Origin of the sequence: Sutcliffiella deserti, from assembly GCF_020037475.1 — a bacterium.
Classification (GTDB): domain Bacteria; phylum Bacillota; class Bacilli; order Bacillales; family Bacillaceae_I; genus Sutcliffiella_A; species Sutcliffiella_A deserti.
The window spans coordinates 456,571-470,349 of the sequence record NZ_JAIQDB010000002.1 but is presented as its reverse complement, the minus strand read 5'-3'; the positions used below and the strand labels follow the sequence as shown (position 1 = coordinate 470,349).

Genomic DNA, 13,779 nt, shown 5'->3' with positions numbered 1-13,779 from the left:
CGCAATATATAAATAAGAGTTTTCTATATTATTTTCACCAAGATCGGTATTTCCTTATCGTTGAAGGTAAAAATAACAAAGACGGAGGTGATACAGGATGGCGAAAATGAAAAAGCAACCTTCACAAAGAGCAAAAAGTGCTGCAAGCGTGAAAGGAAATGCTGGTCCAACAGTTGAAATGGATCATAGCGGAAAGCGAACAAGTAATAATCAGCAATATGGAAAAGCGAACATGCAAGACTAGTTTGATATAACACTTTGGATTAGTTGAGGTGGGAGCACTTAAGACAAGTGTAGCCTCCTTTTGACTCTGAATTTAGAGTGGGGGGGCAAGCGCACAAGACCGGCGCGCAACCCCCTTTTATTGTTTACGAAGGATCGGGAGAGGAAAGCTTAGATTGAATTTATTTGGATTAAATTGGTATTTGAGGCCTGGCCCCTAAGTAGGTTTGTTCAGTTTATAAAAGAAAAAAACGTTGGATTGAAAGGCTTTGGATATATTTTCGGGATTATAAAAGAGAGTGCATTGGCACTCTCTTGTTTGTGTTGGGTTTATTTTTTTACGATACCTTTTAGAACGAATGCCACATTTGCTGGGCGTTCTGCTAGTCTTCGCATGAAGTAGCCGTACCAATCTGTACCGTATGGAACATAAACGCGCATTTTGTAGCCTTCGTTTACGAGCTCGAGCTGGCGTTCTGGGCGAATTCCATAAAGCATTTGAAATTCAAATTGATCATTGGAAATGCCGTGTTTTTTCACCAAGTCCTTTGTATACTCAATCATGGCGTCATCATGTGTCGCAATTGCTGCATAGTTGCCGTTAAGCAGGTGCATTTTAATGATTTTTTTGAAATTCTCATCTACATCTTTTTTATCCGGAAATGCCACTTGTGGTGATTCTTTATAAGCACCTTTTACTAAACGTAAGTTAGGTTTATATTGATTCAAGTCTTCGATATCTTCTAGTGTGCGATAAAGATATGCTTGGATTACCGTTCCTACGTTATCGTAATCTTTACGAAGTTCCTTGAATACTTCAATGGTCTTCCCACAGCGGGAGTAATCTTCCATGTCAATGGTTACGAATACGTCATATTCTTTTGCAACGTCTAGAATTCTGCGCATATTGTACATAACAACTTCTTCAGAGATATCTAGTCCCATTGATGTCATCTTTAGAGAGAGCTGTGAATCATGCTCATCACGGCCGATTGCCCGGATTGCCTCAATTGAGTTGTCTGCCATTATTTTAGCTTCTTCCTCGGTATCGATGAATTCACCTAAGTAATCAAGTGTTACACATAGATTTTTTTCATTTAATTCATGTATTGACTTTAGAGCTTGATCAATTCGTTCCCCTGCTACAAATCTGCCCGCTCCAAAACGCAGCCCATATTTTCTCGCCACTTTAGTTAACGCTTTATTTTTAGATAAAAACAAGAAAGTATTTCGCATTACTTGCTCCATGACGTTATTCCTCCCACACTTCTAAGATGTTCTCTCTATATAAACTGTCTGCTTCTTGTAATTTTTCTGAAAAAATCTAGCAAACGCTTTCAGTTTTTATGGAAAAAACCACTAAAATCACAACATTATTTTATCATCATTTTTTATATTTGAATACAAATTATTTGTCGGGAAATAGTTTTATCTGTCGTTTATTCGAGTTACCATTCACTCCTTCATACATAGTTTTCAATACAAGGGATATTCTACAAAGGATAGTAAAATTAAGGAGGTCGTTGTATGCAACAGCAACAACCACAGCAAAGCATTTCTCAACAGCCTGGCTATTATCCTCAGCCTCCGGCGGTTGTTACAACTAAAGACTCTTTATACCTAGCCGATATGTTATCTTGGAATTTACTTGCCATGAAAAAGGCGCATTTTTTTGCCGGACAATGTCAAGACCAGGGTGTCAAACAAGCAATTGAAAAAGCAGGGCAAATGCATCAGCGTCATTACCAGAAAATCTTGACTCATATTCAAGGGCAAAATACAATGCAACAGCAACAGCAGCCACTTCAATAAGCGAGGGGAACTATGATGAACCAGCAAAAAATTCAAAATCCAGAAACGCCGGTAGCAAAAACTCCGCAAATGAATGATCGAGATTTCATAAACGATATGCTTGCATCAGAAAAATACATGACTGCATCCTATAGCACCGCTTTAAATGAAGCAAGTAACCAACAGATCTATACTGACTTACTAGCAATTTTTAATGAAACACAAAACTGCCAGCGTGATCTGTATAACGTTATGTTCCAAAAGGGTTGGTACAGTTTAGAAGCTGCGGAACAGCAAAAGTTACAACAAGAATATCAACAATTCCAAGGGTACTCGTCTCAATTTCCTTACAGCAATAACGGAATGTCACAATAATCGTTTAATAGTAAAAAAGCAGTTAGGAAAAATTCCGCTGCTTTTTTATTTAGGCTCTGACAAAGATAATGATTGTATTAAGCAAGATTTCAACAACGACTCGCAATTGCTTGTACCTTTTTGTAGGTATAAAAATAATGGACCACAACTTACGTTCTCTACAAGATACGCAAAAGCTTACTAAAGTGTGCGTAGCCTTCCTTTATTTAGTTACCCTAATGGACATTTCTAAATCATCTTTTCTGCCACATCAACTAGAGTTTCATGTAGACTTCAGAAAAAATCAGTTAAAAAAGGCCTACCCGATAAGATAGACCTACTTCTTCACATCTGTGCTTGAGGCGCGATGTGCTTCATTTAATTTTTTGATTTCTTTTATCAACGTCATCATTTCCTGCTTGGCATCAGGGTATTGCTCATTCCAATGCTTTACTAATGGTGGCATCGATTTTGCAATATATGTATAGAGAACCCAGGCTTTCACCTTTTCCTTATAGTCCTCTGTTCCTTCGCCTAGCAGCAACTCTGAATATTTTTCTAGTAAGCCATCCAGTTGACTTTCCAATTTATCATTCATTCTAAGTTTGCCACCTTTCTTACATACATTAGTTCCCCTTGCACTCAAGTGGACATGTGGAGCAGTGAGACCCTTCCTTATTTGCTTTATAATAAAAACAACAGGTTGTTCTGACTCTTAAGTCTGTTTGGTGTTTTTTCACAAAAGTCTTTTCCTTATAAAAAAAGGCAGCAGGGTTGCGATTCATGTTAAAAATCGATGGTGGTGCCTGTAATAAAGATTGAAAATCTTCTTGAAGATTGGTCGTAACATTCATCTTTGGAAGCACCGTTTCATATAACCAATAAATATACAACATCACATTTTCCCACAGAGTTTGTCTCGAAACCTTTGCGTCTTTAGCCAGTTGTTCAATTAAAGGGGCATATACCGTCTGAAAGAGCTGCTTAAAAGTAGCTTCTCTCCATTTATCTCGTTCCCCAAACATTGGCTCGACCGCCTTTAGTTGATAGAAGCGGATTTTCGGCAGCCATACTTTTTTCTCAAAAGAAGAATCAATCCAAATGTTTTCAGGCGCCACTTTTAATGCTTTATCAAATGCTGTCATGCTATAAAAACAGTTCACCGCGATAAATCCCAGTCTCTTCATTAGTAATGAAGCCGCCACATCCAACTGATTTGCTCCTAATGCACCTTGGATACTAGACAAATAATCCTTAGTTCCATGTTCGATTAGAGAGGATAGTGAAATAGTGGGCTTGTTTACCTGTTCTCCAACCGTAAGTCGACAATTATCCTTTAGGAAGTCCTGTTCTGTGATTGTTAAGTTTATTTCCCTGCTCATGCCCTTAACCCTTCAATGTTTGGTACAATACATCTTCCTCTACCATGCGGAATACATAAAGGAGTTCCAAATAGTGGGTCGGTTGTTACTTGGCAGCTCATATCAAATACATTTTTGACTAAATCACAGTTGATTACTTCCTCAGGCTTTCCTTGAGCAAAAATCTGTTTGTCGCGAATCGCTACAATATGATGGGCATAGCGGCATGCCAAGTTCAAATCGTGAAGGACCATAATAATTGTACGGTTTTCTTTTTCATTTAGTTCAAAAAGTAGGTCAAGTATTTCAATTTGGTGAGTTAAATCCAAGTAAGTGGTAGGCTCATCCAATAGGATAACGTCCGTTTCCTGGGCAAGTGTCATCGCAATCCAGGCACGTTGTCTTTGCCCGCCGGACAGGGAGTCCACTGTACGCTCTGCAAACTCTTCCATTCTTGTTGCTTTTAATGCATCCCTTACCACTTTTTCATCATGCTCCGACCACTGCTTTAGCCATGATTGATATGGATATCTACCTTGTTTAACAAGCTGTAGAACAGACAAGCCTTCAGGTGCAGTCGGTCCTTGTGGGAGAATTGCTAGTTGCTTGGCAATTTCTTTTGTTGATTGATGGGAAATTGCTTTACCTTCAAGTAGTACGTTACCATCCTTAGGCTTTAATAAACGAGCTAAAGAACGAAGAAGTGTTGACTTTCCGCAACCATTCCCTCCGATGAAAACGGTAATTTCCCCTTTAGGGATCTGTAAATCTAATTCCTCGATGATGATTGAATCACCGTATGATAATGTAAGGGATTGGGTTTCAAGTGCATTCATTTTACTTCCACCTTTCTTCAGGCATTTCTCGTTTTATAAAGCAGGTAAATAAAGTATGGTGCTCCGATAGATGCAGTAAAAACTCCAGCCGGTATTTCCAAAGGAGAGAATAACGTTCTTCCTATTAAATCAGCAAGCATCACGAGGAAGGCACCGATAAAGGCTGCGGTTGGAATCAAAACGCCAAACGACGACCCAACAAGCCTTCTAGCAATGTGAGGTGCCATCAATCCAACAAACCCGATTCCCCCTGCAAAAGCAACGGCTCCACCAGTAAGAGCTGTGCTTAAGAATAACAGGCCAATCCGATGCTTATGAACAGCTCCCCCAACACCTGTGGCAATTTCATCCCCAAGCTCTTGAATGTTAAGGTGTCTAACTACCATGAAACTCACGAGGAGAAGAAGTAACACCCATGGCAATAAAATCTTTACATGACTCCAGTTTGAGCCATAAACAGTACCAGTGATCCAGATATTCGCCTGACTTGCGCGATAGATAGGCCCCAAGATCATGAATAACGTGGTTAATGCCTGCATCAACGTTGCTATTCCAATTCCGATCAAGACCAAGCGGACTGGAGATAGTCCATTTTTCCACGATAAAGTATAAACAACAATAGCAATAACCGTTGCCCCAATAAAGGCACTTAATGGCAACCATTGTATGCTGACAGTGAGAGAGTGATTACTGTCACTAAATAGAGCTAAAAATAGGACAACCGCTGCAGAAGCACCACCAGTTAACCCAATAATGTCCGGCGACGCTAGCGGATTACGTATGATTCCTTGTAAAATGGCTCCTGCCACTGCCAAGGAAATTCCTACTAGTAATGCTATTATTATACGCGGTAACCGGAAGGATTGTACCACAAGTGTTTCCATGCGGTCCCCTTCTCCGAAAAGAACTTTTATCACATTCCAAGGAGAAATTTTCATATCTCCCATTCCTGTACTTACAATAAATAGGATGAGAACGGATAGTGCTAAACCGATCATCGTCAAGATGGACTTTTTATCAACAAAAAAAGAAATTGCTTCTTTACCTAAGCGAAGAGTTTTGTATTTTCTCATTTACCGTGGAACCCCCTTCGCGCAATATATATGAAGAATGGAGTTCCAATAACAGCCGTCATCACACCAACAGGTACTTCCTGGGGCATAATAACGTAGCGTGCACCAATATCTGCAACAAGCAGCAGGATTCCACCTAAAACCGCACAATAAGGAGCAAGCCAGCGGTGGTCATTCCCGACAAAAAACCTTGCCACATGAGGGATAACAATTCCGATAAACACGATTGGCCCTGCAATTGCTACTGCTCCACCAGCCAAAAGAATAATAATAACAGCCGCAGCCAGTTTCACTAGTCCTGTTTTTACTCCTAAACTAGTGGCAACATCGTCACCCATCGCTAAGAGATTCATTTTCGTTCCTATAAAAAGAGATCCTATCCCGGCTATTGCAATATAGGGGAGAACGGCATAGACAATATCAAGGCTCCGTCCCTGAACCGATCCCGCCAACCAAAATAGCACCTGATCCAACGCTGTTTCATTTACCACTAACAGGCCTTGTGTTAGAGAGGAGAACATTGCCGCAAAAGCAGCTCCAGCGAGTGTCAGCTTCATTGGAGTTAAGCCTTCTCTTCCAATAGAACCGATAAAATAAACGGCAAAGGCGGCAACGGCTGCTCCTGAAAAAGCAAGCCATGCGTACGTTTGTAAAGAAGTAACAGAGAAGAAAGAAACAGCAACGACAACGAAAAAGCTCGCTCCGGCGTTAATACCAAAAATTCCCGGAGACGCCAGAGGATTTTTCGTTAGTGCCTGCATCCATAGTCCCGCTATTGCTAAGCTTGCCCCAACCATCGATGCAATTACGGCACGTGGCAGACGCACAGATTGAATGATAATATGTTCATTTGATCCATCAAAATTTCTAAAAGCATCTACTGCCATAGCGAGGTTTGTATCTGTATAGCCATATATTATGCTTGCAATGAAGCATAGAAATAATAGAACGGATCCAACGAAGAGCCCTAATATTTTCTGGCCAGTTGAGCGTAATAACATAATGTGTACCTTCTATCTATATATACATTTTTCTACCACCTATAAGTTTAGGAGAATTGAAGCTTTGTGTCAATGACTTTGAAAATCATTCTCATAATTCTATTGACAATTTTTTTTAATCGAGATACTATCTTAATTGTGATTGAAAATCATTATCAAGAATTGATGGGGGCTACATATATGTTAAAGAACAAAAGAATGTTTACTTTATTTTTATTATCAATCATCACTTCTCTAGTATTAGCGGGTTGTGCTAGCAACAACGGTAATACTAGTAACAATGCAAGCGATGCGGAAGATAACGGAGAAACACCAACGGAAGAAACATCCTATACAGTAGAACATGCAATGGGTACTGCTGAACTCGAAGGCACTCCTCAAAAAGTGGTAATACTTACTAATGAAGGTACCGAAGCTTTACTTGCAATGGGGGTAAAACCGGTTGGAGCTGTTCAATCCTGGTTAGGCGATACTTGGTATGATCATATTGCTAGTGAAATGGAAGGCGTCGAAGTAGTAGGTACAGAAAGTGCTGTTAATTTAGAAGCAATTGCTGCCTTAGATCCTGACTTAATCATCGGAAATAAACTGCGACAAGAAGATGTGTACGAGCAGCTTAATGCTATCGCACCAACTGTATTTGCAGAAACACTAAAAGGTGACTGGAAAGAAAACTTTAAATTATATGCAAAAGCATTAAATAAAGAAGAAGAAGGACAAAAAGTAATGGACGACTATGATGCACGTGTAGCAAGCATGAGTGAAGAGCTTGGCGACAAATTAGAGCAAGAAGTTTCCATTATCCGATTCACAGCAGGAGATGTTCGAATTTACCATAAAGATTCCTTCTCCGGCGTAATTTTAGAGCAACTGGGCTTTGCAAGACCTGAATCTCAAGACGTTGATGATTTTGCTGAAATGAATGCTACAAAAGAAAGAATCCCAGCAATGGACGGAGACATCCTTTTCTACTTCTCTTTCGAAACAGGTGAAGGAGATGCAACAGCACTTCAAGAAGAATGGTTAGAAGACCCACTGTTCCAAAACCTTGAAGTTGCAAAATCCGGTAACGTATACGGAGTAAGTGACGCAATCTGGAACACAGCTGGCGGCGTCCTTGCTGCTAACTTAATGTTAGATGACATTGAAGAGTATGTTGTAAACGAAGAATAGGAGCAAAAGAGAAAAAGACAGCCAAGGCTGTCTTTTTTTATACATGTTAAAAAAGCTCCCACTATTTCCACCGCTCACTCATTACTTCCCCAAACAAAGTACAACCCGCCAAAATCATCGATCCTTCCCCCAAAGACAAACACCCTCCTCTGGGGCCAGACCCCGATTACCATATTTATCCACAACCTTCAAACTAAGCGCTCCTCACCAACTCCACCACTCACCACCAAAGGGGTCTGTGCCCGGTCTTAAGCGCTATTACCCTAAACCAGAATGTAATGAGCTAAAAAACCCCAGCACACAAAAAAAGAGACAGGGCACAAAACCCTGTCTCTACTCAATTAAGCGATCTTTCTTCTTCTAAACAACACTACTCCTGCAGCACCAGCAATTAATAAAATTGCTCCCATTAACATAAAGGAATAAGTGGATGTTGCTGTATTTGGAAGTTTGTTACCTTTATCAGTCTTTTTATCTTCTTTTACAGTCTCTTTTTCTTCTTTGTCTTCTTTGTCTTCTTTGTCTTCTTTCTTATCTTCCTCATCCACTACTGGAGGGATTGGAGTGATCGGATTGCCATCTTCGACCTCCTCCAGTTCGAATACACCGTAGATACTAAAGTGGTAAAGATCAGTAGAAACAAAGTACATACCCTCGTATTCTTCCAAAGCCGATTCTACGATTTCATATTCGTCTTCTTCGTTTAAATATAGGACTGTAATGTTTTCCTTGTTCTCGACTAATTCAGGATCAACCGCAAAAGTTATGGTAACAGGTACCTCAAACTCGGAAATGGTGTCTCCATTTTCTTTTACAATGGTTAAATCGTAAACACCGCTAATAGAGTCTTCAAACCATGCCGTTACATCTTCCACCCAGAAAGTCAATTCCTGATCCAGAGTAAGAGAAGCGAGTGGGATAGAAAGGAATACATCGCCTTTTTCAATCAGAATCATTGCTTCAGGATTCAATTCAACCATTAATTGTAATGCTTCGGTAGAGATGGAGAATCCTTCTTCCTCTTCCACTAGTTCGATGAGAATATCACCGGCTTCTGTTAAGAAGTTTTCAAAGTTATTGGAAGTGATAGTAGAGTCTTCCACGTATTCAACAATATCAGCCATACCACGTGGCTTAAGTTGAATAACATCATTAAAGATACTAGATACCCCAGTTATAGAAACAATGTCTCCATTTTCAAATGCAAAGTTTTCAAAGTTTAGACCTGTACGGTTATCCACTCGAACCACCACAGATTCACCATCTTTACTTGCTACAAATTCAAAAGTTCCAAAACTATTAACGCTTGTCAGGTCTGATATTTCTACACCTTCAACTCTAACAAGTTGACCTTCATTAGATGAATTTACTTCTTCTACTAATACTTTTAATGGTACTGGTACTTCTTCTGTACCCGCCTTTTCGAAAGATGTTAAAGAAGTTATTTGGAATTCTCCATTATACTCCCCTACCACACCAGTGATTTTAACAACATCACCTGGCACTACATCTTCGCTATTCTGGAATACATACGTACCTGCTGTTTCATCTTGTACATAGAATCCTTTAGATCCAAAAGCTCCTGAAGTAGTTGTAACTACACCTTCAATCGTAACTTCTGTTCCCTTTGCTGCAGCTCTTGCTTCTGCAATTGTTACTGTTCCAAGTTCATCACCAGGTTCAGTTTGAATTTCAGAAATGCGTCCTTCTGCTTCATAATTGATTGGATCCATGTTAAAGCTTTTAATGAATTCTACTGTCGCTTCTAAATCTTCAGGACCTGTTACAGGATTTTTACCAAGTTCGCCGATTGGACGGTACTTGCTTCCTGTAGAAGTTCCCATGAAATTGTTTACTGTCAGTTTATACGTTGCATCTTTATCAATTGGAGTTCCATCTGGTAACATAATGTCCACTACTTTGAAAGTAGAAGAGTCCCAAGTGTACTTAAATCCGCCAATACTATAATCCGGACCATATGGAGCCTGTAGTTGTGCATTCATGATCGTAAATAGATCTGCACCCTTAATGTCCACAGTCATCAATACATTGTTAAATGGCTGGATATTAAATAGCTCACCCCAAGTAATTTCACCTTGATTTAAGTTATCACGGATCCCCCCGCCGTTCATTAAGGCAAAGTCACTGCCCATTGCTGCGTTCATGCCATCAGCAAGTAGGTTACCAAGTGCATTATCACCAATTTCCCCCATCGTGGAGTATCCGCCTTCAATAGCTGTAGCAGCATATCCAATGACTTCATTTAAAATTGGTGCAATTCTATTTTCATATTTTTCTAGAATTGCAGATACAGCAGGATCTGGATCCACTTTGCTTTGGTCAACAAATACGATTTCCGCTTCTTTTGTTACTATGTCACCTGTAGCAGGATCAATCTCAATGTCAACAGAAGAAAAAGCTTTTCCATAATCTAATGCTTGTACGATTAATTTACCATCAACTATTGCATCCACAATTTCATGGTTGTGAGCAGCAAAAATGATATCTACTTCATCATCTACATTATTAGCAAGGTTTGCAGCATCACCTGTTGCTGTTTCACCTGATTGAGATGCAGGCATATGCGCCAGAACGACAATCGCTTTAACACCTTGTGCTTTTAGTTCTTCTGTTGCTTTATTTACTGCAGCAACTTCATTTGTAAAAGTAATGTCTTTAATAACTTCTGGCATAACCATGTTTAAAGTAGCTGTTGTGTTTACACCAATAAATCCAATTTCTTCTCCGCCGACTTCTAGAATTTCAAAAGGAGGTAAGATTGTTTCTCCCGATTCTTTATAGACGCAGTTTGCACAAACGTTCGGGAAGTTCATTCCTTGGTAGTTTTCCGTACCATTTGGATGATCTCCGCCATTTACCATACGTAAGAATTCTGCCGTTCCTTCATCAAATTCATGATTTCCGACTGTACCAATATCAAAACCGATTTCATTCATGATTTCAACAACAGGCTCATCCTGGAGTAGTGCAGCAACAGGGGAACTTCCACCAATCATGTCCCCTGCATGGACGATAAGGGTATTTGGATTTGCTAATCTACGGTCTTTTAAATAGGTTGCAACATAGTCCATACGACCTGCAGCAGCTATTCCAAAATCTCTAGAAAGGTCATAAGTTTGATCGATTTTGCCGTGAAGGTCATTTAGTCCTAGCAATTGTACAGATACCAAATCACCAGGGATAGGCTCTTCGCCACTGTCTTCTACAGGTGTATATCCTGCAGCTAACGCTTCTGCTTCATTCCAGAAAAATACTCGTTTTTCCACAGGAACGTCTTCCCAAGCAGTTGGTTCTACGTATTGCTTTGTATCTGAATTTCCTACAGGTTTGTTTAAAGCATTTCCTTCATAACGGGCACGGAAGAAAGTCGGAAGTTCCAATAATGGATCTGCTTCATTCCAGATTCCTTTGCCAGCATCTTTAGCAGATTTAACCGCTGCCTGGAACTCGTTATATTCCCCTTCATCTCCTACTGGCCAGATAAAGTACGTAACAGCAAAACCTTCTTTTACCATTTCAAGGTTCGTGTTTAATCTATCTTCTTTACGTAATACTTGGGCTAGTAATCTACCATAATTATCGGTAGGCTCTTCTCCCACTTTCAAGATAACTTCATCGCCTGCTTTTAATAGGGTTTGCATATATTCTGTCGCTCTTTTTCCATGGTCCATTTGGTTTTGATCAAGACCTTCACTATCTTTAATACTGTGATAGGTTTCAGGTGTATCGATGTTTACGTAACGGACGCTCTGAGAACCAAATAAAGGTGTTGTAATACGAATTGTGTCACCATCTGTTACTCTTTCCACAATTGCAGGATATTCACCCGCTGCAGAAGGAGGCTCCGGCTGCTCTGTGGCTAAAACAATATCGGACGCTTTTCTTGGCAAGATTTGATACGTGTTGTACTGGCTAAGTATAGCGGTAATCTCATACCACTTACCAGTTTCCAATGCATCAATCGAATTAGTACCTTCCATAACGCGTAACGTTGTTGAATTAAAATCACTATCTGTCAATGTTACATTATATCCGCCACCTGCTGGAGAAGAAGGTTTGTTGGATACATAGCCGGTTACTGTGACAAGTTGTCCTTCAAGAGGTTCTGCAATAGTTGCAGATTGTAGACCTTCTATAGTAATAGACTTTGGTTCTGGTAACGCTTGATTTTCCCCTTTAATTGTAATGCCGCCTGTATTTGGCATTACTTCGAGTAAGCCATTGTATACAGCAATTTTCCCTCTGATTTCAATTTTTTGCCCTTCTTTTAAATCCGGATGTGAGCCGATTGAATTGGCAAAAACGTTAATACCAGCGGTTTCATCTTGTATGTATGTTGAAAGCTTTCCACCACCGATTGCTGAGTTGTCTGCCGTAACAACACCTTCAACGATTACTTCTGCTCCAACACTCTGTTGTCTTGCTGCTTCTATAGTAATAAGTTCTGGTTCTGGTTGAGGTTCAGGTTCTGTCCCGCCTTCGATGATGGTGAATGTATTAGAGTTCTTCAGCCCTGGTCGACTGAAGTATGTTTCTAGGGATCCCGTAATGTGAACTTTCGCATGCAGATTTTCTGGATTATCCACTAAGTTCATTTCTGCTCTTATATTAGTATTCGGAATTTGGACTGGCAAAATTTTATTTGGGTCAGTCTCATCCGGAGAGTCAGCAATTTCTAAGTTGGTTTTTACAGTGAACGGACCTTCATACTTCCCTACTGTCCCCACTATATACCCTTCCACGGTTGCCGTACCGCTATTATTTGCTATAGCCTCCGCCACACTGATAGCAGAAGATTGCTCTTCAGCAGCAGCTGTCGGAATATTAGCTGTAGCTAGTAGATTTGAGAATACTAAAGTAAAAGCTAATAGAATCATCATGAATCTCTTATTGCTTTGCCTCATTCTTAATTCCCCCTTAAAATTGTTTGGAACATGTCCTGCACTTATCAAATATACGCGAATTTTGTAAATGCATTGTTGTTAGACTGTAAAGTAATTGTAAAAATTCGCTATAGTCGAACAATTCCACTTATATTATGCTTGAATGTGAGCGTATAAGTAAAGGTAAGTTTCTACTTTTTTTCATATTTTTTATATAATTTGTAATACTCTGTTGAAAACAGGAAAATGTTGTTGTGAGGTTTTCATAAAAAAAAGACCCTCGATTGGGGGCCTTCTTTTAAACAAACTCTTTAATATCATAAACTCTGCCATTCTCAATTCGATCAGTTAAAATCAACTCTAGCAATTTTTCGGCTACAAATTCTGGTGACCGCAGTTCTCCATTTTCATAATAATTTTGAAAAACATCGACATTCGTGAAGTCCGCTTTATCTGATTGTCGAATTTTCCCTTGCATTTCTGTATCCATTACTCCTGGAGAGAAAGAGAGAACCATTGTAGGGTGGTTCGCTGTTGTTTGCTCATGACCGACAGATTTGGTAAACATATCAAGGCCTGCTTTTGTGGTGCCATATGTACTCCACCCATAGATCGGTCGATTTGCTGCACCCGAGCTAATATTGACAATGACCTTCTTGCACGCCCACTCTTCTGTTAGGCGAAGAAACTCATTGGTAATCAGCATAGGGGCTAATAAGTTTAAATGAATGCTCGTTGTAATAAGTTGCTCATCGGCCTTCCCCGCAGGCTTTATCGGATCTACCATTCCTGCATTGTTGATAAAATAAAGCTCTTCGACATTCTCATCATTTTCAATCTTCGCTAAAAGATATTGTACTATTCCTGTCACTCGTTCATGCTTGCTCAAGTCCTCTTGCAGAAAGGTAATTTCTCCACCTCTTCTTGCTGCTTCTGCCTCCAGTTCTTTGTTCTCACTGCGTGCAATACAAACCACATGATGATTTTCCTTTAATAATTGTTTGACAGTAGCTTCGCCTAACCCTTTAGAAGCTCCCGTTATAATAAAATATTTCATACTCACA

General features: G+C 39.8%; 12 protein-coding genes. 4 read left to right on the top strand and 8 right to left on the bottom strand.

What is annotated here, in order from left to right; genetic code table 11:
* Window positions 1-97: 97 nt before the first annotated feature.
* On the top strand, window positions 98-244 hold the full coding sequence (locus K9B36_RS07570; RefSeq protein ID WP_223701412.1) for a YuzL family protein: 147 nt from the start codon (window positions 98-100) through the stop codon (window positions 242-244).
* A gap of 308 nt (window positions 245-552) precedes the next feature.
* Here the strand turns inward: K9B36_RS07570 and K9B36_RS07565 are convergent, their stop codons facing one another.
* Window positions 553-1,470, bottom strand: a complete 918-nt coding sequence (locus K9B36_RS07565) for a proline dehydrogenase family protein (protein WP_223701411.1) — start codon at window positions 1,468-1,470, stop codon at window positions 553-555.
* Between the two features lie 279 nt (window positions 1,471-1,749).
* On the opposite strand from K9B36_RS07565, the gene K9B36_RS07560 reads away from it, so the two are divergent.
* Both K9B36_RS07560 and K9B36_RS07555 read left to right on the top strand, forming a co-directional pair.
* Window positions 1,750-2,034 (top strand): hypothetical protein, encoded by a 285-nt coding sequence (locus K9B36_RS07560; RefSeq protein WP_223701410.1) that lies wholly within the window; start codon window positions 1,750-1,752, stop codon window positions 2,032-2,034.
* Window positions 2,035-2,049: 15 nt separating this feature from the next.
* Window positions 2,050-2,388 carry a spore coat protein gene (locus K9B36_RS07555; protein WP_223701409.1) on the top strand — a complete coding sequence of 113 codons (339 nt, stop codon included), beginning with the start codon at window positions 2,050-2,052 and terminating at the stop codon, window positions 2,386-2,388.
* A gap of 316 nt (window positions 2,389-2,704) precedes the next feature.
* Here the strand turns inward: K9B36_RS07555 and K9B36_RS07550 are convergent, their stop codons facing one another.
* From K9B36_RS07550 to K9B36_RS07530, 5 genes are read right to left on the bottom strand one after another with little or no spacing between them, the layout of a single operon-like run.
* Complete coding sequence (locus K9B36_RS07550) at window positions 2,705-2,965, bottom strand: YusU family protein (RefSeq protein WP_223701408.1); 261 nt, start codon at window positions 2,963-2,965, stop codon at window positions 2,705-2,707.
* A 28-nt stretch (window positions 2,966-2,993) separates the two neighbouring features.
* The gene (locus K9B36_RS07545) at window positions 2,994-3,749 is read right to left on the bottom strand and encodes an IucA/IucC family C-terminal-domain containing protein (protein ID WP_223701407.1); all 756 of its coding nucleotides are present in this window, start codon (window positions 3,747-3,749) and stop codon (window positions 2,994-2,996) included.
* On the bottom strand, window positions 3,746-4,564 hold the full coding sequence (locus K9B36_RS07540; RefSeq protein ID WP_223701406.1) for an ABC transporter ATP-binding protein: 819 nt from the start codon (window positions 4,562-4,564) through the stop codon (window positions 3,746-3,748). Before K9B36_RS07540 ends, K9B36_RS07545 begins: the two co-directional genes overlap by 4 nt.
* Before the next feature lie 17 nt (window positions 4,565-4,581).
* Window positions 4,582-5,637: a FecCD family ABC transporter permease gene (locus tag K9B36_RS07535; protein WP_223701405.1), complete on the bottom strand. Its 1,056-nt coding sequence runs from the start codon at window positions 5,635-5,637 to the stop codon at window positions 4,582-4,584.
* Window positions 5,634-6,638 (bottom strand): FecCD family ABC transporter permease, encoded by a 1,005-nt coding sequence (locus K9B36_RS07530; protein WP_223701404.1) that lies wholly within the window; start codon window positions 6,636-6,638, stop codon window positions 5,634-5,636. Before K9B36_RS07530 ends, K9B36_RS07535 begins: the two co-directional genes overlap by 4 nt.
* Before the next feature lie 180 nt (window positions 6,639-6,818).
* Here K9B36_RS07530 and K9B36_RS07525 point away from each other — a divergent pair, with 180 nt between their 5' ends.
* Window positions 6,819-7,811, top strand: a complete 993-nt coding sequence (locus tag K9B36_RS07525) for an ABC transporter substrate-binding protein (protein ID WP_223701403.1) — start codon at window positions 6,819-6,821, stop codon at window positions 7,809-7,811.
* A gap of 341 nt (window positions 7,812-8,152) precedes the next feature.
* On the opposite strand, the gene K9B36_RS07520 is transcribed toward K9B36_RS07525, so the two are convergent.
* Entirely contained in the window at window positions 8,153-12,736 is a 4,584-nt protein-coding gene (locus K9B36_RS07520; protein WP_223701402.1) for a DUF6359 domain-containing protein, read from the bottom strand.
* Between the two features lie 277 nt (window positions 12,737-13,013).
* Entirely contained in the window at window positions 13,014-13,772 is a 759-nt protein-coding gene (locus K9B36_RS07515) for a (S)-benzoin forming benzil reductase (protein WP_223701401.1), read from the bottom strand.
* Window positions 13,773-13,779 lie beyond the last annotated feature (7 nt).